This window comes from Streptomyces sp. LARHCF249 (genome assembly GCF_052871255.1).
In genome coordinates, this window is the sequence record NZ_JBIXJQ010000003.1 from 334759 (window position 1) to 357194 (window position 22436).

Consider the following 22436-nt stretch of genomic DNA (forward strand, 5'->3'; position numbering starts at 1 on the left):
TGGAACCACCGGTGCGACCACACCGTTGGATCAGTCAGGACAGGACGGATGGCTGGCGTACGTTGGGGGAGCCGGACCGTGTGGACAGCAATGGGAGTGTGGCGTTGGCGGCGCAATCCGCTGCGCCGGCAGACCGATCTCTTCGAGGCGTGGGTGGCGTTCGCGGCGCTGGTGTGCGTCCTGCTGGTGGCTCCGGCCATCGGCTGCGCCGCGGGCATACAGGTGGACGGGACGTTGCAGCAGGCCGCCCTCGAGCAGCGGCAGGAGCGGCACCTCGTCCCGGCGGTGGTGGTCCGGCCGGCCGCCGAGGCCGCGGACGCGTCCGCCGGTCCCCCGGCCCAGCGGACGGCGCCGCACCGTACCCAGGTGGTGGCCTCGTGGACCGCGCCCGACGGGAGCAGCCACCAGGGGACGGTGCCGGCCGCCGAGGAACCTCCGCGCCCGGGCGAGCAGTTTCGGATATGGACCGATGCGCGCGGCCGGCTGGTCGGGCAGCCGCTCGACCCGTCCTCGGCCGCCCACCACGCCGCCGTGGCGGGTCTGGCCGCCGCGATCGCGGCCGCCGCGCTGGCCGAGACGGTCCGCCGGCTGGTCGTACGCAGGCTCGTGCACCGGCGGTACATGCTCCTGGACCGTGCGTGGGCGGCGGCGGGGCCGGACTGGGGCCGGGCGGGCGCGGGCAGTTGACCTGGCAACTCAGGGGCCCCGCGCGCGCTACGGTGGACCGGCCAGACCAGACCGGCCGCATCGGCGGCCCGGCGAGTACGAGGGTGGGGGCACGACAGCACCATGGCTCAGGGCACGGTCCAGGTGACGCACGGCGGGGCCTCGCGCTGGCGGCGCCGCTCCGGTGAGTATCCGACGCTGGCCGCGGCCCTGGCCGCGGCGGGCGACGGGGACGTGCTGTCCATCTCCCCCGGCACCTACCGGGAGAACCTGGTGCTGGACCACGCCGTGACCCTGCGCGGCCCCGAGGGCGGGCTGGGATCGGTGCGGATCGCCCCGCCCGACGGGGTCGCGCTGACCGTGCGCGCCTCTGCCGTGGTCCAGGACCTGCACCTGGAGGGCCAGGACCGGGCCGCTCCCGCGCTGCTGGTGGAGGACGGCGCCCCCGAACTGACCGACCTGCGGGTGAGCACGCGGTCGGCGGCCGGCATCGAGGTGCGCGGCAGCGGAGCGCGCCCCCTGGTGCGGCGCTGCACCGTGGAGAATCCGAGCGGGGTCGGCATCGCCGTACTGGACGGCGGCGGCGGGGTGTTCGAGGAGTGCGAGGTCGTGGCCGCCGGCCAGACCGGGATCTCGGTGCGCGGCGGCGGCCGCCCGCGCCTGGAGCGCTGCCGGGTCCACCACGCCACGGGCGCGGGCATCGGGGTCACCGGCGAGGGCTCGGGCCTGGAAGCGCTGGGCTGCGAGGTGTACGAGATCAAGGGCAGCGGCGTGCAGGTCGCGGCCCGGGCCACCGCGCGGCTCACGGACTGCTCGGTGCACCGCACCTCCGCCGACGGGGTCACGCTCGACACCGACGCCGTCCTCACACTGGCCGGCTGCGACATCCACGACATCCCGGAGAACGCGGTCGACTTGCGGTCCCGCTCGGTGCTCACGCTCAGCCGCACGACGGTGCGCCGCTTCGGCCGCAACGGGCTGTCGGTGTGGGACCCGGGGACCCGGGTCGCCGCCGAGTCCTGCGAGATCCACGACAGCACGGGCGACTATCCGGCGGTGTGGATCAGTGACGGGGCCACCGTCTCCCTCGACTCCTGCCGGGTCCACGACGTGCCGGACGCGCTGTTCGTGCTGGACCGGGGCTCGCGCGTCGACGTCGTCGACAGCGATCTGTCCCAGGTGCGCAACACCGCGGTGTCGGTGAGCGACGGGGCCACCGCGCAGCTCGACGACTGCCGGATCCGGGAGGCGGCCACCGGAGCCTGGTTCCGCGACCACGGCAGCGGCGGCACCCTCGCCAACTGCACCATCGACGCCGTACAGACCGGCGTGATCGTCACCAAGGGCGCCGACCCCACCGTGGAGCGGTGCACGGTCACCTCCGCCGCCGAGTCCGGCTTCTACGTGTCGGCGGGCGGCCGCGGCAGCTTCACGGCCTGCCGGGTGACGGGCAGCGCCGGCTTCGGGTTCCACATCCTCGACGGCTGCCGCACGGCGCTCGCCCGCTGCCACACCGAGCGCTGTGCGCGCGGGGGGTACGAGTTCCCGGAGGACGGGCCGGTCGCCGAGGACTGCACGGGCGACGGCTCCGGCGTCCGGCCGGTGGCCCAGGCGGTCTCGGGCGGTGCGTTCGCCGGGGCGCGGCCGGAGATCCGTACGGTCGGGGCGGCGCAGAGCCCCGTACCGCAGGCGGCGGAGGTTCCCGTGGCGCGGTCGGCGGACGGACGGGACGGTCAGGACGGCGGCGGCCCGGCGGCGGCCCGCGGCTCCGGCGAGGTGCTGGGGCAGCTCGACGCGCTGGTCGGCCTGGACAGCGTCAAGCGCGAGGTGCGTGCGCTCACCGACATGATCGAGGTGGGCCGACGGCGGCAGCAGGCGGGGCTCAAGGCGGCTTCGGTGCGCCGGCACCTCGTCTTCACCGGCTCCCCCGGCACGGGCAAGACCACGGTCGCCCGGCTGTACGGGGAGATCCTCGCCTCCCTGGGGGTCCTGGAGCGCGGGCACCTGGTGGAGGTGTCCCGGGTGGACCTGGTCGGCGAGCACATCGGGTCCACGGCGATCCGTACGCAGGAGGCCTTCGACCGGGCGCGCGGCGGGGTCCTGTTCATCGACGAGGCGTACGCGCTGGCGCCGGAGGACTCGGGCCGGGACTTCGGGCGCGAGGCGATCGACACCCTGGTGAAGCTGATGGAGGACCACCGGGACGCGGTGGTGGTGATCGTCGCCGGGTACACGGCGGAGATGGACCGCTTCCTGACCGTGAACCCGGGGGTGGCCTCACGGTTCTCCCGGACCATCACCTTCGGCGACTACGGGCCGGAGGAGTTGCTGCGGATCGTGGAGCAGCAGGCGGAGGAGCACGAGTACCGGCTCGGGGACGGCACCGGCGAGGCGCTGCTGCGGTACTTCACGGAGCTGCCCAAGGGACCGGCCTTCGGCAACGGGCGCACCGCGCGCCAGACCTTCGAGTCGATGGTCGAGCGGCACGCGGGTCGGGTGGCCCAGCTGGCGGAGCCGAGTACGGACGAGCTCACCCTGCTGTTCCCGGCGGATCTGCCGCCCCAGCCGGCGCCTTGTTGAGCCGCTGACCCGGCACTCCCCCGGCCACCTCCGCCCGCCCCGGTCCGGGAGGACTAGCGGGCCGGGGTCCCCGGGCACGTGCCGCCGGGTCCAGGCGCGCGAGCAGGGCGTCGCGTTCGGCGGCGAAGGCGGGGTCGGCCTGGTAGTCGGAGTGGCCCAGGATCGGCGCGGGCAGCGGGTGGCCGGGGCTTCGGCCGTAGGCGACCGGGTCGGGGAGCGGGCCGCGATCCACGTCCTGCCGGGTGCCGGGGAGCACCGGGCCGCCGATGGGGTCGGTGGCCCGCCACAGGTTGCGCCAGCAGTCGACCTCGTCGTGCAGCGCGATGAGCGGGCCGGGGCCGAAGTAGACCGGGAACCAGCGGCCGTAGAGGCGGCCGAGCGGGGACCCGTAGGTGAGCAGGGCGACCCGGTGGCGGACGGCCGGCGGCAGCTGCCAGACGGCCGCCGCGGCGAGCACGCTGCCCTGGGAGTGGCCGGAGATCACCAGGCGTCCGCCGGTGCGGCCGGTCCAACCGGTCATCCGCCAGGTCAGGTCGGGGACGGCCCGCTCGGCGTAACAGGGCGGGGCGAAGGGGTGGGCGGCGCGCGGCCAGAAGGTGCCGACGTCCCACAGGATGCCGATGGTGCGGCGGGCGGCGGGATCCCGGTAGGCGCGCCGGCCCCAGGTGACGAAGAGGACGAAGCCGAAGCCGATGAGCCAGGACCCGGTGTCCTGGGCGGCTCGGGCGGCGGTCTCCAGGAACGGGCCGCTCCCGCGGGCCGCTTCGCCCGGGACCTGCCCGCCGATCCAGGCTCCGGCGAGTGCCCCCGCGCCGAGCAGCAGGGTGATGCCGGAGACGGCCGCCACGAACCACGGCGCTGAGTCGGTGAGCGCGGCGGCGGCCCGGGCCCCCGCGATCCGGCGGCTCCGGGACCGGTCCGGCGCCTCCCCCGGGTACTCGGCGGCGACGGCCCGGGCGAGCCTGCGCCTGGCTCGGGCTCCGGCCACCCCGAACCAGGCGGCGAGCAGGGCCAGTACGAGGAGCAGCGGTGGCAGCACGGCGGCCTGCCAGGACAGCAGCACGGGCGGCCCGGGGAGCGGCGTCCCGGCCATCCCGGGGGTGGCGCCCCCGTCCAGCCAGTCGGCGACGCGCTGGGCGACCCCGCCGGACATCACCCCGCCGAGCGCGCAGCCCAGCATGGCGATGGCGGGACCGCCCAGGCCGCGCAAGGCGGCGGCCGGATCGGGGGCGCGGCGGTACAGGCGGGCGGCGACCGCGGCGAGGCCGAGCACGCACAGGCCCTGGCCCAGCATGAGCACTCCGAAGGCGAAGTCCCCGGGGAGCCGCCCGGCGGAGGTCCAGCCGGGGCGCGACCAGCAGGCGTACAGGAGGACGGCGGCGAGGAGCGCGACGGCGGCGCCGGGCAGCAGGGTGACGGCGGCCCGGTCGAGCCGGTGGTCGGGCCGGGCCTCGGTGCGGCCGCGCCGGCACACCACCCAGGCCACGGTGAGTCCCCCGGCGGCGAGCAGCGCCTCCAGCGTCCAGCCGAGGGCTTCGAGTACGGGGGCCCCGGCGGCCCGGTCGTGGCGGGCGGTGGGCGCCGCGACGGCCGCGGCCACGGTGAGCAGCCCGGCGGCGGTGTGGGCGGCGCGCAGCCGGGCCACGATCCGTCGCCCGTACCAGAATCCGGGGCGGCCGAGCGCGGGCGCGGTGTCCGAGGCCGTGTCCGGGTCCGGGGCGCCGCCGGGCGGCGGCTGGGACTCGTAGGCGCTCCAGGTGCGGTTCGACAGGAACCAGAGCAGCCCCGTCAGCGCGGCGGGGACCAGCGCGCCGAGGGCGAGCCGGCGCCCCGGCTGGGCCCACCAGCCGCCGTCGGCGAGGAATCGCAGCCAGGAGCGGTCGGCGGTGCAGGTGCCGGATCCCGCGCACTGCCAGGCGAACAGGTCGAGCGCGACCTCGCAGGCGGCCGCGATCAGCAGCACGGTCAGGCTGAGCGCGAGGATCCGTACGAGCACCCCGTACGTGCGCACCGCACGCGGCGCGGGATCGGCGGCGGGCGTGGCCGGCCGGGCCCAGTGGGCGAGGTTGGCCACCATGAAGGGCAGGAGCAGCAGCCACAGGGCGCGGGCCCCGTTGCCGGAGGTGAGCCGGGACCAGCAGTAGGCCTCGGGGACCGGCCGCCCGGCGTACCGCTCGGGGTGGGCCTCGGCGTCGGCGTCCTCGGTGCGGCGGAAGACGGCTGCGGTGGAGTCCCCGGTGACGCGCACGGTGCGCGGGTCGCCGAGCAGTTCGGCGGGGGCGGCGCCGGCGACTCCGTGGACGAGGAGTTCGAGGGCGAGGGGCGGGGTCGGGTCCGGGTGCGGCTTCGGGTTCGGTGGTGTGGGGGTCTCCGGGTTCTCCGGGGTCTCCGGCACAGCTGGGCTCCGCTCGCGGGGCGGGATCGGCTCGGTTCCAGCATCCCCCGCCTCGGGGGCCGGTGGCCAGGGCCCCACGCCGCCCGGCAGCGGAAATCCTTTCCAGAGCGGACATCTGACGGACAGCCAGCTAAGGTGGCGCGCGAAACCGCTCGACGACGGGAGTACCGCCATGGCTCGCCGACTCCGCCCGGTGGGGCTGGACTTCATCGAGGACGCGCCGGTACGGCTGGCCTTCGCCGCCGAGGCGACGGCGCCGCCGGAGGCGGTGTACCAGGCTCTGGCCGCGGAGGTCGTGGCGTGGCCGCGCTGGTTCCGGGCGGTCACCCTGGCCCGTCCCACGCACGGAGGTGCGGGCCGGGAGGTACGGCTGGTGGGCGGGGTGCGCTTCCAGGAGACCATCATGGCGGCGGATCCGGAGCAGCGGTACGCGTACCGGGTGGACGAGACCAACGCCCCCGGCGTACGGGCCCTGTTGGAGGAGTGGCGGCTGACGCCCGCCGGTTCGGGCACGCGCGTCCGCTGGACCTTCGCGGCGGACGGCCCGGCCCCCTTCCGGCTGGCCCTGACGGCCGCCCGACCCGGCCTGGGCCACTCCTTCCGCACGGCGGTCCGCAGCCTGGACGGCCTGCTCGCGGCGCGGCGCGCGGCCGGCCGGTAAGGGCCGGACCCGCAGCGGGCCCGCCCGTCACACCACCGGCTTCGGGTCCTGACAGGGGTACTTGACCCTCGTCCGCGGGCGCTCAGGCGGCCGACGGCTCGCGCCAGACCCCCGTCGTGAGCAGGGTGTCGATGGTCTTCGCGTACGGGGCGATGTCGAGGCCCTGCTCCGCCAGCCACGCGTCGGAGTAGTACTTGTCCAGGTAGCGGTCGCCCGGGTCGCAGAGCAGGGTGACGACACTGCCCTTGCGGCCGTCGGCCACCATCTCCGAAACGATCTTCAGGGCGCTCCACAGGCCGGTGCCGGTGGAGCCGCCCGCCTTGCGCCCTATGGCGGTTTCCAGCGCCCGGCAGGCGGCGACGCTCGCCGCGTCCGGGACCTTCATCATGCGGTCGATGGCGCCCGGCACGAAGCTCGGCTCCATGCGCGGCCGTCCGATGCCCTCGATGCGCGAGCCGCAATCGCTGCTCGCGTGCGGGTCGTCGTTGGTCCAGCCTTCGAAGAAGCAGGAGTTCTCCGGGTCCGGGACGCAGAGGCGGGTGTCGTGCTGCATGTAGTGCACGTACCGCGCGATCGTCGCGGAGGTGCCGCCGGTGCCGGCGGTCGCCACGATCCAGGCGGGTTCGGGGTACCGCTCCAGGCGCAGCTGCTGGTACATCGATTCCGCGATGTTGTTGTTGCCCCGCCAGTCGGTGGCCCGCTCGGCGTACGTGAACTGGTCCATGTAGTGGCCGCCGGTGCGGGCGGCGAGCTCCGCCGACTCCTCGTACATCTTCATCGGGTCGTCCGCAAAGTGGCATGCGCCGCCGTGGAATTCGATGAGGCGGCACTTCTCGGGGCTGGTGGTGCGCGGCATGACGGCGATGAACGGCACGCCGATCAGCTTGGCGAAGTACGCCTCGGAGACGGCGGTGGAGCCGGACGAGGCCTCGATCACCGGGCGGCCGGGACGGATCCACCCGTTGCACAGGGCGTAGAGGAAGAGCGACCGCGCGAGGCGGTGCTTGAGGGAGCCCGTCGGGTGCGTGGACTCGTCCTTGAGGTAGAGGTCGATGCCCCAGTCCTCGGGGAGGGGGAAGCGCAGCAGGTGGGTGTCCGCGGAGCGGTTGGCGTCGGCCTGGACCTTGCGGACGGCTTCTTTCAGCCAGGCGCGGTAGTGCGCGTCGCTGCGGTCGACGTCGATGGTCGTGGCCGTCGCGCCCGGGGCGCCGGTGGTGCCGGTGGTGCCCGTCGTTCCGCTGGTGCCGGTGGTGCTCATGCGCCGTGCTCCTTCGTGCGTGTATTCGCCCCCTGCTTTCGCAATGTACCTCCCTCACCTGCACAAATAGTCACTTTGGGTTTCCATGCGGATCGCTTTCGATCGCGTTCGGTTGCACTGCGGGGCACTGTGGGTGACCCTGGTGGAGCATTACCGAGGGTGCAGCACCCGTAACACTCATGTCGGGGAGTCGCAGCCGTGATCAGTCATTCCCGCAGGCACTGCGTCGTCGAACTGCAAGCCTTGCCGTCGCGTATAGGCCAGATACGCCGGATCGTGTCGGCGCAGCTGCGTCACTGGCAGCTCGATCCGCTCATCGACCGGGCCGCGCTCGGCGTGACGGAACTGCTCAGCAACGTCCACCGCCACGCGCAGCCGGACAAGACCTGCACCGTCGAGATCGAGTTCCGTCTCGGGCGGCTGACGGTCTCGGTCATCGACAGCGATCCGCGGCTTCCGGTGCTCCGGGACGCGGCGATGGACGCTCTGGAGACCGGCGGACGCGGGCTCGCCCTCGTGGAGGCGGTCAGCGAGGCCTGGGGCGCCCGCCACCAGACGGACGGTCCGGGCAAGGTGGTCTGGTTCTCCCTCACGGCGTCCCCCGCCCCGGTGGCTTCGCCGCCTCCGGTACGGATCGAGACCAAGCCCGTACGGGAGCCCGCCCGGACCGCGCTCGTCGCCGTGGACCCGGCGGCCGTCTCGGCAGGCCTGTCGGTGGCGGCGTCGGTCGGCGTCAGGCCCGGGTAGCGCACGGCGCCGCGCCCGCCCGGGGCCGGGCCGGCAGCCTCGAGGCCGCGCCGCCGAGGCCGCGACGGCCGGGCCCCGGCGCCCGGCCGTGGCTCCTGGACCGCGGCTCCTGGACCGCGGCGCCTAGGCCGCGGCGCCCAGGGCCCCCAGCGGGTCGTCGAGCACCGGCTGCCACGCCAGCTCCGCCGCGCCGACCAGGCTGTTGTGGTCCAGGGTGCACGGCAGGATCGGCACGCTCCCGCTGCGTCCCCACAGGCTGCGGTCCGCGACCACCGCGCGCAGCCGTTCCGGATCGGCGTGGAGCAGCTCGCGGTGCAGCCCGCCCAGGATGATCCGGTCCGGGTTGAGGATGTTCACGAGCCCCGCGAGGCCGAGCCCGAGCCGGTCGATGAGCTCCTCGGCGGCCGCCCGTACCGCCGGCTCCGCGTACTCGGCCCTGAGCAGGTCCCGCGCCTGCTGGAGCAGCGACACCTCCGGGCCGGGGGTGCGTCCCGCCGCGGTGAGGAAGGCCAGCGGGTCGGCCTCCACGTCCAGGCAGCCGCGGCTGCCGCAGTGGCAGGCACGCCCCTCGGGGTTCACCGTGAGGTGGCCGACCTCCAGGGCCAGGCCGGAACTCCCACTGTGCAGCCGGCCGTCCAGCACCAGCGCCCCGCCGACCCCGCGGTGCCCGGTGGCCACGCACAGCAGGTGCTGCGCGCTGCGCCCGGCGCCGTGCCGGTGCTCGGCCAGCGCGGCGAGGTTGACGTCGTTGCCGGTCAGCGCGGGGCCGTCGATCCCCGCCGCCTTGACGCACTCCGCGAAGACCGCCCGTACGGGAGAACCTGCAGGCCAGGCCAGGTGCAGCGGGTTGAGCGCCGTACCCTCCGGCTCCGCGACCGCCGAGGGGACCGCGAGGCCCGCGCCGACGCAGCGGCGGCCGGTCTGCGCGAGCAGCACGGCTCCGGCCTCCACCACCGCGCCGAGCACCTGCGCCGGGTCGGCGGAGACGGTGACCTTGCCGGGGGCGGTGGCCACGATCCGGCCGCCGAGGCCGACCAGCGCGGCCCGGAACCCGTCCGGGTGCACCTGCGCGGCCAGCGCCACGGGGCCGTTCTCGTCCACGGAGAGCCGGTGCGAGGGGCGGCCCTGGGTGCCGCCCGCGCCGCCGGGGCGCGAGTCGACCCGGATCAGCCCGAGCGCCTCCAGCTCGGCGGCGACCGCTCCGGCGGTCGCGCGGGTGACTCCGAGCTCGGCCGTCAGGACGGCGCGGGTCGGGGCGCGGCCGGTGTGGACGAGCTCCAGCGCGGGGCCGAGGGCGCCGCGGCCCCGCTCCAGTTTGGTCCTCGCGGAAGCCGTGGACACCGTGGTCACATCCCCCACCCGCGGTGGGGCCCCGTTGCCGTTCATGCACCCGATCCTCGCATGATCGGAGGGTGCCGGACGCCTCCGGCTAGCCGAGCCCGCCGACCCGGAGCGTGATGTTCAGCCGGCCGGTGAGCCCGAGCCCTTGCGGGCCCGTGCCCGGCAGGACCTTCGGCACCCCGTGATAGGCCAGTCGGCTCGCTTTCCCGAAGACGAACAGGTCACCGCTGCGCAGCTGCACGTCCTGGTACGGCCGGCCGCGGGAGGCGGTGTTCCCGAAGCGGAAGACACAGGAGTCGCCCAGGCTGAGCGAGACCACCGGCGCATCGGACCGCTCCTCGGCGTCGCGGTGCATGCCCATGCGGGAGTCGCCCTCGTAGAGGTTGATCAGGGCGATGTCGTACACGACCTCCGGCCCCGGCGGCTTCCCGTACGCCGCGGCCACCGCCTCCCGCCCCAGTTCGGCGAGCCATCCCGGCATCGGCTTGACCGGCGCCCCGTCGCCGTCGACGGCGGTGCGGGCGTAGCCGTACGGGTACCAGTGCAGTCCGAGGCACACCTGGCGGGCGGTCATCGTCCCGCCGCCGGGGGTGCGGACCGTACGCAGGCCCGCGGGCGGGCGGGCCCACGTGCGGCAGGCGGCCAGCAACTCCCGCTGCCCCGCGGCTCCGAGCCAGTCGGGCACGTGCACGGCGCCGGGCGCGATCACGGTCCGCTCGCGCGGGAAGAGTTCCCCGTCCATGCCTTGATTGTCGCGGGCCGGCTGACAGACTTCCCGTATGGAGATCACCGATTTCGTGAAGACCTTGGAGCGGGACGGCGAGCTGCTCGCCGAGCTGGCGGAACGGGCCGGTACGGACGCCCTCGTGCCCACCTGCCCGCAGTGGCGCGTCGCCGATCTGCTCCGGCACACCGGTTCGGTGCACCGCTGGGCGGCCGGTTTCGTCGGGGAGGGGCGGCTGGAGCCGGTGCCGTTCCCGGACGCGCCGGAGCTGACCGGCGCGGAGCTGCTGGCCTGGTTCCGCGAGGGTCACGCGGACCTGGTCCGGACGCTGGCCGGGGCACCGGCCGACGTGCAGTGCTGGACGTTCCTGCCGACGGCGGCGCCCTCGCCGCTGGCGTTCTGGGCGCGGCGGCAGGCCCATGAGACGGCCGTGCACCGGATGGACGCGGAGGCGGCGCTCGGTGTCGCGTTCTCGCCGGTCGCGCCGGAGTTCGCCGAGGACGGGGTGGACGAGCTGCTGACCGGCTTCCACGCGCGGCCGCGCAGCCTGGTGCGGACTCCGGAGCCCCGGGTGCTGCGGGTCAGGGCCGCGGACACGGGTGCGGTGTGGACCGTACACCTGTCGCCGGAGCCGGCCCGTACGGTGCAGGGTGCCACGGACGATCCGGTCGACTGCGAGCTGCAGGGCGAGGCGGCCTGGCTGTACGCGGCCCTGTGGAACCGGCTGCCGCTGGCGGGACCGGGGGTGACCGGCGACCTGGAGCTGGCGCGGCTGTGGAGCGAGACGGCCGGGATCTGAGCGGAGCCTGTGCCCGGCGCGGGTTCTGGCGGCGGGGTTCTGGCGGCTCGGGTTCTAGCCGAGGGTCGCGGCGTGCTCGGTCTGGCTGCGGAACTCCCATGCCGGGCCGGTGTTCCAGGGGTTGGGCATGACCGCGCTGGTCGCGTACGCGTAGCCCGCGCCGCGGTCGAAGGCCGTGCGCAGGATCGTGCGCATCGCGTCGGCGTCCGGGACGTCGTGGACCAGGTGCCAGAACGCCGTGCCGCCCGGGTCGAGTTCGGAGCCGGCGCGGTAGCCGTTCAGGGGGTCGAAGACGTTGCCGCCGAGCCAGCCGCCGCCGGTGTAGGCGGCGTAGGTGTCCTCGTACGTGACGAAGACGTCCGCGGTGCGGCGGCCCGGCTCCAGGTAGCAGTCGGCGATGGCCGTGCCCGGGTTGTTGACGACGAGGCCGGAGGCGGCGGGGTCGACGGCGTGCAGGGCGTCCTCGACGTAGCGGCGCAGCTCCGCGTAGTGGTCGCGGGTGGCGTTGGCGGGGCCGCAGTCGCGGCTGACGACATCGAAGAAGATGCCGTCGACGTGGAGGCGGCCGTCCGGGGCCTTGAGGTAGTTGTCGACGGAGGCCCTGACGGCGGCGGCGTCGCGGTTGCCGTGGTCGGTGTGGACGTAGCCGAGCACCTTGGTCTTCTCGCCGGTGGCGGTGGTGCCGCCGCGCAGGACGTCGGCGCGGGCCCGCCAGGCGGCGTCGAACGGGGCGTCGCCGTTGCCGGGGTTGAGGACCACCACCGAGGCGGCCGGTCCGGTGGCGGTGAGGCCGGCCAGCATGGGGTCGTTCGCCCAGACGTACGCGGGGACGCCGATCTCCAGGCCCCGCACGCCGGGCATCCGCGGCACGGGTGGTGCGGTGGGGCTCGGGGCGGGTGGCAGCGAGGGCGCGCGGTCCGCGGGCGCGGCGTCCGAGGAGGCGGGGCCCGAGGAGGCCGGGCCGGCGGGCGCCGGGTCCGCGCCGCGCGCCGACGCCGGCAGCGTGGCGGCGGGCGACGGCGCGGCGAGTAACGCGGTGACCAGGACGGCGTACAGGGCCTTGACGGCGCGGCGCATGAACGTTCCTCCGGCGGCGGCTGGGGGTGTTCGACCCGAGGAACACTAGACGGGCGGCCCGTACTCCAAGGCTGAACGCCCGCATTCGTCAGACAAACAGAAGAGCGACCTGTCGCCGCATCGCGTGAACCGCGGCGCGTTCCGCACGATCCGCCGGGGTTCACCTCACACGGCGGGCAGTCCCACCCCGTGGGCCAGCCGGCCGGCGGCATGCGCGAAGAAGACGGCCCGGTCCTCGACCACCCGGTTGAACTGGCCGAACAACTCGAAGGAGACCAGGCCGACCAGCTGGGCCCAGGCGGCGACCAGCGCGGCCGTGACCTCCGGGGGCAGACCCTCGGCGAAGTCGGCGGTCATCCGGACGGCCTCGGGGCGCAGGGCCGCCGGGAGCGGCGGGAGGGCCAGGCCGTGGCCCTCGTAGGCGGCGCGGACGATGGCGATCAGGACGTTGCCCACGCGCGAGGCGGGACCGATGGTGTCGGCGGGAGCGCTGTAGCCGGGGACGGGGGAACCGTAGATGAGGGCGTACTCGTGCGGGTGCTCGAGCGCCCAGGCGCGGACGGCCTCGCAGACCGCGACCCATCGGGCGCGGGGCGGGTCCCCGGCGGCCAGGGAACGGGCGTCGGCCTCCTCCGCCGCCGCGCCGACGCTGTCGTACGCGTCGACGATGAGGGCGGTGAGCAGCTCGTCGCGGCTGGGGAAGTAGCGGTAGAGGGCGGAGGATACCATGCCGAGCTCGCGGGCGACGGCGCGCAGGGAGAGCTTGGCGGCGCCTTCGGCCGCGAGCCTGCGGCGGGCCTCGTCCTTGATGGCGGCGGTGACCTCGATGCGGGCCCGTTCCCTGGCCCCTCGCACGGTGTTCATGCGCGTCAGTGTGCCATGCGGCCGGAGCACTGCCCAAGAATCGGAGCGACGCTCCATTTCGAGAGCACTGCTCTTGCTTTGGTGCACCGATCCGTGCACACTGATCTCAAGCGAGAGCAGTGCTCTCGATACGGATTACCGCTCCGGAGGCCACCATGAACGCGTCCCGCCCGTACTACGTCCAGGCCGGCCCGCTCGCCACCCGCTTCAACTCGATCTTCGGCAAGCTGGCCCGGCTCGGCATCAGCCTCGCGGGCACCGCCGAGCTGTCGGTCCGCGGGCGCACGTCCGGCGCGCTGCAGCGGATCCCGGTCAACCCGCACACGTACGAGGGCGCGCAGTACCTGGTCTCGGCCCGCGGCCACTCACAGTGGGTGCGCAACATGCGCGTCGCGGGCGGCGGCGAACTGCGCGTGGGCCGCAAGGTGCGCACGTTCACCGCCACCGAGATCAGCGACCCCGTCGAGCAGGCGGCCATCCTGCGCGCCTACCTGGAGAAGTGGGGCTGGGAGGTCAACCGCTTCTTCCAGGGGGTCACGGCCCAGTCCTCCGATGCGGAACTCCGGGCGGCCGCGGGCGACCACCCGGTCTTCCGCATCACGGTGTCGAGCTGACCCGGCCCCGGCCGCCGCGCGGACCCCGCCGGGGCGCACCGCCCCGGCGCAGCCGGACCCCGGCACCCCGCAGCCCCCTCCGGAGACACCGCCGCCCCCGGAGGGGATCCCGCCCACTCACCGCGGGGGACCCGCGCCGGCCGGGCCTACACCTGGCCGCGGCCGCCGCTGCGGGCCGCCTGCCGGGCGTCCAGCGCCTGCAGCGCCCTGCGCGCCAGCGGGTACGTACGCACCAGGTCGGCCAGGGTCGTCGAGCCCCGCGTGATACGGGCGAAGGCCCGCCACGCCGGCCGGAATCCGGTGATCGTCGCGTGCAGCAGCCCCGGGCGGGCCTCGAAGACGGCCAGCATCCGCTTCCCGACGCCCATCTCCACGCCCAGCCCCGCCTTGACGGCGAAGGCGTAGTTGAGGGCCTGGCGGCGCGCGTCCACCCCGTCCTGCGCCTCCGAGATCTTCACCGCCCACTCCCCCGCCAGCCGCCCCGAGCGCAGCGCGAAGGAGATGCCCTCCCGGGTCCACGGCTCCAGCAGCCCGGCGGCGTCGCCCGCCACCAGTACCCGGCCGCGCGACAGCGGCGAATCGGGCGTGCGGCAGCGGGTCAGGTGACCGGAGGAGACGGCCGGTTCGAATCCGGCGAGCCCGAGCCTGGCGATGAAGTCGTCCAGGTAGCGCTTGGTCGCGGCGCCCTCGCCCTTGGCCGAGATCACCCCGACGGTGAGGGTGTCGCCCTTGGGGAACACCCAGCCGTAACTGCCGGGCAGCGGGCCCCAGTCGATGAGCACCCGCCCCTTCCAGTCCTCGGCGACCGTGTCCGGGACGGGGATCTCCGCCTCCAGGCCCAGGTCGACCTGCTCCATCTCCACGCCGACGTGCGCGCCGATCCGGCTCGCGCTGCCGTCCGCCCCGACCACCGCGCGGGCCAGCACGGTCTCCCCGTCGGCGAGCACCACGGCGACGGTGCGCCGGTCGGGCACGGCCGCCCCGTGCTGTTCGACCCGGGCCACCGCGGTGCCCGTGCGGACCGTCGCGCCGGCCTTCTCGGCCTCGGCGACCAGACCCGCGTCGAACTCCGGCCGGTTGATGAGCCCGAACAGCATGTGCTTCGAGCGCCGGGTCCGGGTCAGCTTCCCCTCGAGCGAGAAGGTGACCGCGTGGATGCGGTCCTTGAGGGGCAGCGCGAAGCCCGGCGGCAGGGCGTCGCGCGAGGGCCCGATGATGCCGCCGCCGCAGGTCTTGTACCGGGGCAGCTCGGCCTTCTCGAGCAGCAGGACGCGCCGCCCCGCCGTCGCCGCCGCGTACGCCGCCGAGGAGCCGGCCGGCCCCGCCCCGACCACGACCACGTCCCACACCTCGCCGGTCTCCCCGCTGCCCCCGGCCGCCTCGTCGTCCGCTCCCCGTGCGGCGTTTCCTGCGCTTGCGTCGCGTACGTCGTCGCTGTCGCTGTCGCTGCTCACGATGTGCTGCTGCTCCTGATCACCCGTTGCTCCGATGCCGGGGAAATCCTACGGCGAGACGCCGCCCCACCCCGCTGTGCGAGGATCGGGACTGTCTTCCGCCGTACCCGGCATACGCGCACCACGCGGATGCGGGCGGCGTACACAGAGCACAACGTCGCACCCAAAAGGAGCGTGCCCATGTCCCAGAATCCGATCGCCGAGACCATCGCCTCGCTGATGCCCCGCGCCAAGCGGGAGCTGACCGAGCTGGTGGCCTTCCAGTCGGTGGCGGACTGGGCGCAGTTCCCCAAGAGCGAGAGCGAGGGCGCCGCGAACTGGGTGGCGGACGCGCTGCGCGCCGAGGGCTTCCAGGACGTCGCGCTGCTCGACACCCCCGACGGCACGCAGTCCGTGTACGGCTTCCTGCCCGGCCCCGAGGGCGCGCCGACCGTTCTGCTCTACGCGCACTACGACGTGCAGCCGCCGCTGGACGACGCCGCCTGGATATCCCCCGCGTTCGAGCTGACCGAGCGCGACGGCCGCTGGTACGGGCGCGGCTCCGCCGACTGCAAGGGCGGGTTCATCATGCACCTGCTGGCGCTGCGCGCCCTGAAGGCCAACGGCGGCGTGCCGGTGGGCGTGAAGGTGATCGTCGAGGGTTCCGAGGAGCAGGGCACCGGCGGCCTCCAGCAGTACGCCGAGGCGCACCCCGAGCTGCTCGCCGCGGACACCGTCGTCATCGGCGACGCGGGCAACTTCCGTCTCGGCCTGCCGACGGTGACGGCCACGCTGCGGGGGATGACCCTGATCAAGGTCAAGATCGACACCCTGGGCGGCAACCTGCACTCCGGCATGTTCGGCGGCGTCGCCCCCGACGCGCTGGCGGCGCTGATCCGGCTGCTGGACTCGCTGCGCGCGGCGGACGGTTCGACGACCGTGGACGGGCTGGCGTCGGACGCGGTGTGGGAGGGCCTGCAGTATCCGGAGGCGGACTTCCGCGCCGACGCGAAGGTGCTGGACGGGGTCGAGCTGATCGGCGAGGGCACGATCGCGGACCGGCTGTGGGCCCGCCCGGCCGTGACCGTACTGGGCATCGACTGCCCGTCGGTGGTCGGCGCGACGCCGTCGGTGCACGCGAGCGCCGGCGCGCTGATCAGCCTGCGGGTGCCGCCGGGCGTGGACACCTTCGTGGCCATCAAGCTGCTGGAGGCCCACCTGACGGCGCACACCCCGTGGCAGGCGAAGCTGGAGCTCGAGGTCGTGGGCCAGGGGCAGCCGTTCCAGGCGGACACGAGCAGCCCGGCGTACGCGTCGATGGCGGCGGCCATGCAGGTGGCGTACCCGGGTCAGGAGATGCAGGTCGCCGGCATGGGCGGCTCGATCCCGCTGTGCAACACGCTGACGCAGCTGTACCCGGACGCGGAGATGCTGCTGATCGGGCTGAGCGAGCCGGAGGCGCAGATCCACGCGGTGAACGAGAGCGTCTCGCCGCAGGAACTGGAGCGCCTTTCGGTGGCGGAGGCCCTGTTCCTCGTCAACTACGCGGAGTCCAAGCGCGGTTGATGCCGGTCGCGCCGCTATCGGCGCCGCACACCACGGTGCGGCGCCCCTGCGCGGGCGGCCCCGGCTGCGCCCGGGCCCTACCGGGCCCCGCCCAGTCGGCGGGTCCGCTCTGAGCGGACTCCGCTCCTGGTGAAGTCGCGGGTTCGGGGCACGCGCGGGGCGGCGCGGGTCCGTACGTTCTCGGTATGGATCTCGTCGAAGTACTCCCGAACCGGCTCCACATGCTCCGCTTCCCCATCGGCCAGGCGTACCTCTGGCAGGACGGCGAGGCGCTGACCCTCATCGATGCGGGCAGCGTCGAGTCCGCCGGCGAGATCGAGGGGGCGGTACGGTCCCTCGGGCTGCTGCCGGAACGCCTGGAGCGGATCGTGCTCACCCACTGCCACCGCGACCACGTCGGCGCGGCCGGTGAGCTCGCCGCCCGCTGGGACGCGCGGATACTGGCGCACCGGCTGGACGCGCCCGTGATCCGCGGCGAGCGGCCCGTGCCCGAGCCGGTGCTGCTCGACTGGGAGGTGCCGCTGTACGCGCACGGCCTGACCGTCCCCGAGGCACCTCCCACGCCGGTCGACCAGGAGGTGGAGGACGGTGACGCGCTGGGCTTCGGGGACGGGGCGTACGCGGTGCACGCCCCGGGCCACACCGACGGCAGCATCGGCGTCCACCTCCCGCGCCACGGCGTGCTGTTCACCGGGGACTGCGTCGCCGCCGTCGGCCCGCTGATGCTGGGCGTGTTCAACGTGGACCGCGCCAGGGCGGTCGGCTCGTTCCGCCGGCTGGCCGCGCTGTCCCCCACCGTCGCCTGCTTCGGCCACGGCGACCCGCTGACGACGGACACGGCGGCCGCGCTCGCGAAGGCCGCGGCCGAGACCGAAACCTGAGGTTCCGGTCAGCCGACCGGGACACCCGCCTCCAAGTACAGCGGACGCCCGCGTTCCCGGGCGCGCAGGGCCCAGCGCAGGCGCTCGTAACGGTGCTGCGGGAGCATTCCGGCGGCCTCGGCCTCCGTGACGAAGCGCCAGGCCCGCAGTTCCGGGCCGGGCAGCCGGAGCCGGGCCTCCGCGCCGTCCGGGAGGCGGCCGCCGTCGAAGAGCAGCCGCAGGCCCCCGTAGCCGGGCGGCTGCGGGCGCTCCCAGTCGACCACCAGCAGTCCGGGGGCGCGGTCCAGTTCGAGTCCCAGTTCCTCGGCGACCTCCCGTACGGCCGCACAGGCCGGGGCCTCGCCGGCTTCGACGACGCCGCCCGGGAACTCCCAGCCCGCCTTGTACGTCGGGTCCACCAGCAGCACCCGGTCCTGCTCGTCGAAGAGCAGCACCCCGGACGCCACCGTCTCCCGGGTGGGCTCCGGGGTCTGCACGATGTCGCAGACGGAGGCCTCCTCGGTGCGCACGGCTTCGGCGATCCGCTCCGCGGTCTCCCGCACGCTCAGGGCGCCGTTGTCGATGACGTGCGCGTCGGCGGTGAGCCAGCCGAGCGCGTGCTGGTAGGCGGGGATGTGGTCGTAGGCCCACTGGCGGACCCGCAGGTCCTGGTCCTGCGGCGCGACGCCCGGCTCCTCCCGTGTCGCGATCCGATGCCGAAGGATCGTTTCCGCAGGGGCCAGGAGCACATGGCGCACCGGGATCCGCCGGGCCGCCAGAGCGCCGAAGATCTCGTCCCGGTACTCCTGCCTGAGGAGTGTCATCGGTACGACGAGCACCCCGCCCAACTCTGTGAGCATCGCCGCCGCCGTGTCCACCACCAGGCGCCGCCAGCTCGGCAGGTCCTGGTAGTCGGAGACCTCCGCCAGGCGCTTGCGCGGCAGCAGCACCCGCAGCGCGTCGCCGATGAACTCCGGGTCGAACAGGGTGCTGTCCGGCAGGATTCCGGTCAGTTCGCGGGCCGTGCTGGTCTTCCCGGCGCCGAATGTGCCGTTGATCCAGACAATCACGTCTACCCCTCTCCCCATGGCTCGTCCGGAGCCCCCAGTGGCTTGCCCGTCCCACCCTGGCACGGAAACCTCACTATCGGCCGAGTGCTTATCCTCAAGGTCAGCAGCCCGCCCGATATCTCCGGAGGTTTCCCCACCGTGCCCCACAGCCGCCGCCCGTCCGACCCCCGTTACGGAAACCGGCCGACCATGAAGGACGTGGCGGCCCGTGCGGGTGTGGGCCTGAAAACGGTGTCGCGCGTGGTCAACGGGGAGGCCGGAGTCACCCCCGACACCGAACGGCGGGTCCAGGAGGCCATCGACGCCCTGGGCTTCCGCCGCAACGACAGCGCGCGCGTGCTGCGCAAGGGCCGCACCGCCACCGTGGGCCTGGTCCTGGAGGACCTCGCCGACCCGTTCTACGGTCCGCTGAACCGGGCGGTGGAGGAGGTGGCCCGCGCGCACGGGGCGCTGCTCATCAACGGCTCCAGCGCCGAGGACCCGGACCGGGAGCGGGAGTTGGCGCTCGCGCTGTGCGCGCGCCGGGTGGACGGGCTGATCGTGATCCCGGCGGGCGACGACCACCGCTACCTGGAGCCGGAGATCCGGGCCGGCGTGGCCACGGTGTTCGTGGACCGCCCCGCCGGCCGGATCGAGGCGGACGTCGTCCTCTCGGACAGCTTCGGCGGAGCCCGGGACGGGGTGGCCCACCTGATCGCGGGCGGCCACCGCAGGATCGGCTTCATCGGCGACCACCCCCGCATCCACACGGCGGCGGAGCGTCTGCGCGGCTACCGGGCGGCGATGGCGGACGCGGGCCTGCCGCCGGCCGAATCCTGGGTCTCGCTCGGCTCCACGGCCCCCGAACGGGTGGCGGCGGCGGCCCGTTCGATGCTCACGGGCCCGGACCCGGTGTCGGCCGTCTTCGCCGGCAACAACCGCGTGACGGTCACGCTGGTACGGGTCCTCACCGCCCTGGACCGCCCGGTGGCCCTGGTCGGCTTCGACGATTTCGAACTGGCCGACCTGCTGCGCCCCGGCGTGACGGTGGTCGCCCAGGACCCGGCGGCCCTGGGCCGGGTGGCCACGGACCGCCTCTTCCAGCGCCTCGCGGGAGCCGACCTCCCCGCGTCCCGCATCGAACTCCCGACCCGCCTCATCATCCGCGGCTCGGGCGAACTCCCGCCGGTCAGCGGATGAGCGTACGCAGCACGGGCACGGCCCCGCCGGCGGCGGTGAGCCCGGCGAGAACCGCAAGCGCGGGCGGCACCCCGCCGAGGTGGCTCAACGCGCCGGTGACGATGCCGGCGAACAGGGCGCCGAGGAGCACGACAGTGGTGTGCAGGGTCAGGAAGGGCGGCTCGGTGTCCGAAGGTGTGGTCATACCCCGATTTCACTTCCCTTCGTGCCCGCGCACTGTCCGCACCGAACGACCCGGACCGCCTCCGAACACCGCCGGACACCGGCACTGACCGGCGCCGTTCCGCGCTGTTCGGGATTGTCCGGCGGAGCGCCCGGCACGGCCCTAACCTGTGCGGTGATGGACAGCGTGCGTGCATTCAGCGAAGAACTGGAGTCGTTCGCGGCGGACTTGCGTCGGCTGCGGCTCGACCGGGGCAAGCCGTCGTACCGCGAACTGGCCACGCGTGCGGCGAAGTCCCAGACCGGGATCCGGCTTCCCGTGTCCACCCAGAGCGACGCGTTCCGCGGTGACCGCCTTCCGGGCCTGGACCGCCTCATGGGCCTGGTCAGGATCCTTCACTCCTACGACGAGTTCGGGCAGGAGCGGCCCGTCCCGCCCCACAACTCCCCCGAACTGGAACCCTGGCGCCGCCGCTGGCGCGACCTGGCCGCCCTGGATCCGGTCCGGCGCTCGCCAGCACCTAAGTCCGTCACGGCTCAGCGAGCCCCCCTTCCAGGACCCGCACCCGTTCCCGTCGGCAGGAACGGCTTCGCCGTGGCCCACGTTCTCACCACACGCGGGAACAACAACTGGTGTGCGGTGTTCTCGCCCGACGGCCGGATCCTCGCCGTGTCCGGGGAGACCGAGGAGAGCGCAGTGGTCCAACTGTGGGATCCCGTCCGCGGAGTCGCCATCGGCGAGCTCGGAGGCGGATGCGTTGCATTCTCATTGGCGTTCTCCCCCAGCGGCCACCTCCTGGCCGTCGGAGACGACGGGGGCGCGGTCACCCTGTGGGATACCGAGACGCTCGAGCGGGCAGGGCCGCCCCTGCTCGGCCACCACAGCTCCATCGACGTGGTCGCCTTCGCGGCGGACGGCCGGACACTGGTCACGGCCGACGACGAGATCGTCCACCGTTGGGACACGGCGACCGGAGAGCCCGCCGGATCGCCTCTGATCGGCGAAATCAAGGCAATGTTCTGCCGTCCCGACGGGAGCATCCTGGCCGCGCTCCGGACCAGGCACACGCTACGTCTGTGGGATCTCGCGACCAGTGCGAGTATCGGCAAGCCCCTCATCGAGACGCTCCCTGAGACCATCGGGGCCGCGTTCTCCGCCGACGGCGCCCTGTTGGCCACGACCGTCAGGGAGGAGACCCTGCTGTGGGACACCGCGACCGGCACCGTAGCGTGCAGGCTGCCCGAAGCGGCCGGCCGTGGGGACACCATGGCCTTCTCCCTGGACGGCCGCCTGCTGGCCACCATGAGCGACCACGGCACCGTACGCCTGTGGGACCCTTCGACCGCCACTCTCCTGGGCCCGCCCCTGGCGGGGCACAAGGGTCCGTTCGACCGGTTGGCCATGTCCCCCGACGGCCGTATGCTCGCCGTCTGCGGCGAGGCCGACACCCTGGTGGTGTACCATGACGCGCCCGACGCGGCACCCTCGCCTTCTGCGCCGCTCGCGGCACGGGCCCTCGACACCGCCTTGCGTCAGCGTCAGGCCGTGCCTCTGCCTCCCCTGTCCGGGATGAGCGGAGTCGCCCTCCGCAGGCTGGCCTTCTCGCCGGATGGCAACCGGCTCCTGGTCCGCACCGAGGACGGCCGGATCCTCACCTGGGATCCGGCCGCACGCGTCCGGCTGCCCGAGACCCTGCCCGTGCCAACCGGCACAGCCCCCTGGGGGCTGGACTTCCCCGCCGACGGCGGCCCGGCCTGCCTGTGGACCCCTGGCGGGGCGCCCGACCGCCCCGTGTCCCTGGTACAGCACGTCGCGTTCTGCGACGCCACCCGGCAGGTGGCCTTGATCGGTGCGGAGGGACGGGTGCTGGTCCTGGACGTATCCGACGGCCGGACGGCCGCCGCCGCGAACGTTCCAAACAGGGTGTCGGATGTCTTCGGACTTGCCGCCGCTCCGGACGGAAGCATGCTGGCCGCCGCGATGGGCGAGCGGGTGGTGCTATGGGACCCGGCCGCCCCAGAGGGGTGCGACCTGGAGCTGGAGGCCCACCTGAGCACCGTCGGTGCCATGGCCTTCTCCCCGGACGGCCGCCTGCTGGCGACCGGCGACGTCGAAGGACACGTCATGCTGTGGGACGTGAGCAGCCGCACGGCTCAAGGCCGCCGCCTCTTCGGGCACACCGGCTCGGTGTACGACCTGGCGTTCTCCTTGCAGGGGCACCGTCTCGCCAGCGCGGGCGCGGACGGCACCGTACAGCTCTGGGATCCTGCCACGGGCGAGGCCGCCACCGGCTTGCCCTTGACCGGTCACAGTGGAGCCGTCCGCGGTGTCGCCTTCTCCCCCGACGCAAGTCTGCTGGCCGCTTCCGGGGACGACGGCACCCTGCGCTGCTGGCTGCTGCCCCACTCTCCCGGCATGCCGACGGCCCGGCTCCCGTGA

The 22436-nt window shown here is 74.3% G+C and carries 19 protein-coding genes; 10 read left to right on the forward strand and 9 right to left on the reverse strand.

Annotated features, from left to right (window positions below; genetic code table 11):
• Positions 1–78 precede the first annotated feature (78 nt).
• Both ACIPUC_RS09955 and ACIPUC_RS09960 read left to right on the forward strand, forming a co-directional pair.
• Entirely contained in the window at positions 79–687 is a 609-nt protein-coding gene (locus ACIPUC_RS09955; RefSeq protein ID WP_446588223.1) for an Rv1733c family protein, read from the forward strand.
• Between the two features lie 102 nt (positions 688–789).
• Positions 790–3246 carry a right-handed parallel beta-helix repeat-containing protein gene (locus ACIPUC_RS09960; RefSeq protein ID WP_446588225.1) on the forward strand — a complete coding sequence of 819 codons (2457 nt, stop codon included), beginning with the start codon at positions 790–792 and terminating at the stop codon, positions 3244–3246.
• On the opposite strand, the gene ACIPUC_RS09965 is transcribed toward ACIPUC_RS09960, so the two are convergent.
• Positions 3197–5641, reverse strand: a complete 2445-nt coding sequence (locus ACIPUC_RS09965) for a hypothetical protein (protein ID WP_446588227.1) — start codon at positions 5639–5641, stop codon at positions 3197–3199. The genes ACIPUC_RS09960 and ACIPUC_RS09965 overlap by 50 nt on opposite strands.
• A gap of 172 nt (positions 5642–5813) precedes the next feature.
• Between ACIPUC_RS09965 and ACIPUC_RS09970 the strand changes: the two genes are divergently transcribed.
• Complete coding sequence (locus tag ACIPUC_RS09970; protein WP_446588229.1) at positions 5814–6302, forward strand: SRPBCC family protein; 489 nt, start codon at positions 5814–5816, stop codon at positions 6300–6302.
• A gap of 82 nt (positions 6303–6384) precedes the next feature.
• Here ACIPUC_RS09970 and ACIPUC_RS09975 read toward each other — a convergent pair whose 3' ends face one another.
• Positions 6385–7560, reverse strand: coding sequence for a PLP-dependent cysteine synthase family protein (locus ACIPUC_RS09975; RefSeq protein ID WP_446588231.1), 1176 nt, complete (start codon positions 7558–7560; stop codon positions 6385–6387).
• A 198-nt stretch (positions 7561–7758) separates the two neighbouring features.
• Here ACIPUC_RS09975 and ACIPUC_RS09980 point away from each other — a divergent pair, with 198 nt between their 5' ends.
• Positions 7759–8307 (forward strand): ATP-binding protein, encoded by a 549-nt coding sequence (locus ACIPUC_RS09980; RefSeq protein WP_446588233.1) that lies wholly within the window; start codon positions 7759–7761, stop codon positions 8305–8307.
• A 123-nt stretch (positions 8308–8430) separates the two neighbouring features.
• Here ACIPUC_RS09980 and ACIPUC_RS09985 read toward each other — a convergent pair whose 3' ends face one another.
• Positions 8431–9693, reverse strand: a complete 1263-nt coding sequence (locus ACIPUC_RS09985; RefSeq protein ID WP_446588234.1) for an ROK family protein — start codon at positions 9691–9693, stop codon at positions 8431–8433.
• A gap of 43 nt (positions 9694–9736) precedes the next feature.
• Positions 9737–10390: an alpha-ketoglutarate-dependent dioxygenase AlkB family protein gene (locus tag ACIPUC_RS09990; RefSeq protein ID WP_446588236.1), complete on the reverse strand. Its 654-nt coding sequence runs from the start codon at positions 10388–10390 to the stop codon at positions 9737–9739.
• Positions 10391–10427: 37 nt separating this feature from the next.
• On the opposite strand from ACIPUC_RS09990, the gene ACIPUC_RS09995 reads away from it, so the two are divergent.
• Positions 10428–11171, forward strand: coding sequence for a maleylpyruvate isomerase family mycothiol-dependent enzyme (locus tag ACIPUC_RS09995; protein ID WP_446588238.1), 744 nt, complete (start codon positions 10428–10430; stop codon positions 11169–11171).
• 54 nt (positions 11172–11225) lie between these two features.
• On the opposite strand, the gene ACIPUC_RS10000 is transcribed toward ACIPUC_RS09995, so the two are convergent.
• Positions 11226–12248, reverse strand: coding sequence for a spherulation-specific family 4 protein (locus ACIPUC_RS10000; protein ID WP_446588240.1), 1023 nt, complete (start codon positions 12246–12248; stop codon positions 11226–11228).
• Between the two features lie 165 nt (positions 12249–12413).
• Positions 12414–13112 (reverse strand): TetR/AcrR family transcriptional regulator, encoded by a 699-nt coding sequence (locus tag ACIPUC_RS10005; protein WP_446588242.1) that lies wholly within the window; start codon positions 13110–13112, stop codon positions 12414–12416.
• A 155-nt stretch (positions 13113–13267) separates the two neighbouring features.
• Between ACIPUC_RS10005 and ACIPUC_RS10010 the strand changes: the two genes are divergently transcribed.
• Positions 13268–13726 (forward strand): nitroreductase/quinone reductase family protein, encoded by a 459-nt coding sequence (locus tag ACIPUC_RS10010; protein WP_446588244.1) that lies wholly within the window; start codon positions 13268–13270, stop codon positions 13724–13726.
• A 146-nt stretch (positions 13727–13872) separates the two neighbouring features.
• Here the strand turns inward: ACIPUC_RS10010 and ACIPUC_RS10015 are convergent, their stop codons facing one another.
• A complete protein-coding gene (locus tag ACIPUC_RS10015; protein WP_446588246.1) occupies positions 13873–15180 on the reverse strand; it encodes a geranylgeranyl reductase family protein in 1308 nt (435 codons plus the stop codon).
• A 180-nt stretch (positions 15181–15360) separates the two neighbouring features.
• Here ACIPUC_RS10015 and ACIPUC_RS10020 point away from each other — a divergent pair, with 180 nt between their 5' ends.
• Together ACIPUC_RS10020 and ACIPUC_RS10025 are read left to right on the forward strand one after the other, a co-directional pair.
• The gene (locus tag ACIPUC_RS10020) at positions 15361–16725 is read left to right on the forward strand and encodes a M20/M25/M40 family metallo-hydrolase (RefSeq protein ID WP_446588247.1); all 1365 of its coding nucleotides are present in this window, start codon (positions 15361–15363) and stop codon (positions 16723–16725) included.
• Positions 16726–16910: 185 nt separating this feature from the next.
• Positions 16911–17606, forward strand: coding sequence for an MBL fold metallo-hydrolase (locus ACIPUC_RS10025; protein WP_446588249.1), 696 nt, complete (start codon positions 16911–16913; stop codon positions 17604–17606).
• An 8-nt stretch (positions 17607–17614) separates the two neighbouring features.
• Here the strand turns inward: ACIPUC_RS10025 and ACIPUC_RS10030 are convergent, their stop codons facing one another.
• On the reverse strand, positions 17615–18655 hold the full coding sequence (locus tag ACIPUC_RS10030) for an NUDIX domain-containing protein (protein WP_446588251.1): 1041 nt from the start codon (positions 18653–18655) through the stop codon (positions 17615–17617).
• 189 nt (positions 18656–18844) lie between these two features.
• On the opposite strand from ACIPUC_RS10030, the gene ACIPUC_RS10035 reads away from it, so the two are divergent.
• Positions 18845–19834 carry a LacI family DNA-binding transcriptional regulator gene (locus ACIPUC_RS10035; RefSeq protein WP_446588914.1) on the forward strand — a complete coding sequence of 330 codons (990 nt, stop codon included), beginning with the start codon at positions 18845–18847 and terminating at the stop codon, positions 19832–19834.
• Here ACIPUC_RS10035 and ACIPUC_RS10040 read toward each other — a convergent pair.
• The gene (locus tag ACIPUC_RS10040) at positions 19824–20018 is read right to left on the reverse strand and encodes a hypothetical protein (protein WP_446588253.1); all 195 of its coding nucleotides are present in this window, start codon (positions 20016–20018) and stop codon (positions 19824–19826) included. The two genes, ACIPUC_RS10035 and ACIPUC_RS10040, sit on opposite strands and share 11 nt — an antisense overlap.
• A 156-nt stretch (positions 20019–20174) precedes the next feature.
• Here ACIPUC_RS10040 and ACIPUC_RS10045 point away from each other — a divergent pair, with 156 nt between their 5' ends.
• Complete coding sequence (locus ACIPUC_RS10045) at positions 20175–22436, forward strand: WD40 repeat domain-containing protein (RefSeq protein WP_446588255.1); 2262 nt, start codon at positions 20175–20177, stop codon at positions 22434–22436.

Coding starts and splice junctions, on each gene's coding strand:
- ACIPUC_RS10005 (WP_446588242.1), bottom strand. CDS start 13,112: ATGAACACCGTGCGAGGGGCCAGGGAACGGGCCCGCATCGAGGTCACC.
- ACIPUC_RS10045 (WP_446588255.1), top strand. CDS start 20,175: ATGGACAGCGTGCGTGCATTCAGCGAAGAACTGGAGTCGTTCGCGGCG.
- ACIPUC_RS10010 (WP_446588244.1), top strand. CDS start 13,268: ATGAACGCGTCCCGCCCGTACTACGTCCAGGCCGGCCCGCTCGCCACC.
- ACIPUC_RS10025 (WP_446588249.1), top strand. CDS start 16,911: ATGGATCTCGTCGAAGTACTCCCGAACCGGCTCCACATGCTCCGCTTC.
- ACIPUC_RS09985 (WP_446588234.1), bottom strand. CDS start 9,693: ATGAACGGCAACGGGGCCCCACCGCGGGTGGGGGATGTGACCACGGTG.
- ACIPUC_RS10035 (WP_446588914.1), top strand. CDS start 18,845: ATGAAGGACGTGGCGGCCCGTGCGGGTGTGGGCCTGAAAACGGTGTCG.
- ACIPUC_RS09960 (WP_446588225.1), top strand. CDS start 790: ATGGCTCAGGGCACGGTCCAGGTGACGCACGGCGGGGCCTCGCGCTGG.
- ACIPUC_RS10020 (WP_446588247.1), top strand. CDS start 15,361: ATGTCCCAGAATCCGATCGCCGAGACCATCGCCTCGCTGATGCCCCGC.
- ACIPUC_RS10000 (WP_446588240.1), bottom strand. CDS start 12,248: ATGCGCCGCGCCGTCAAGGCCCTGTACGCCGTCCTGGTCACCGCGTTA.
- ACIPUC_RS09975 (WP_446588231.1), bottom strand. CDS start 7,560: ATGAGCACCACCGGCACCAGCGGAACGACGGGCACCACCGGCACCACC.
- ACIPUC_RS09970 (WP_446588229.1), top strand. CDS start 5,814: ATGGCTCGCCGACTCCGCCCGGTGGGGCTGGACTTCATCGAGGACGCG.
- ACIPUC_RS09995 (WP_446588238.1), top strand. CDS start 10,428: ATGGAGATCACCGATTTCGTGAAGACCTTGGAGCGGGACGGCGAGCTG.
- ACIPUC_RS09990 (WP_446588236.1), bottom strand. CDS start 10,390: ATGGACGGGGAACTCTTCCCGCGCGAGCGGACCGTGATCGCGCCCGGC.
- ACIPUC_RS10040 (WP_446588253.1), bottom strand. CDS start 20,018: ATGACCACACCTTCGGACACCGAGCCGCCCTTCCTGACCCTGCACACC.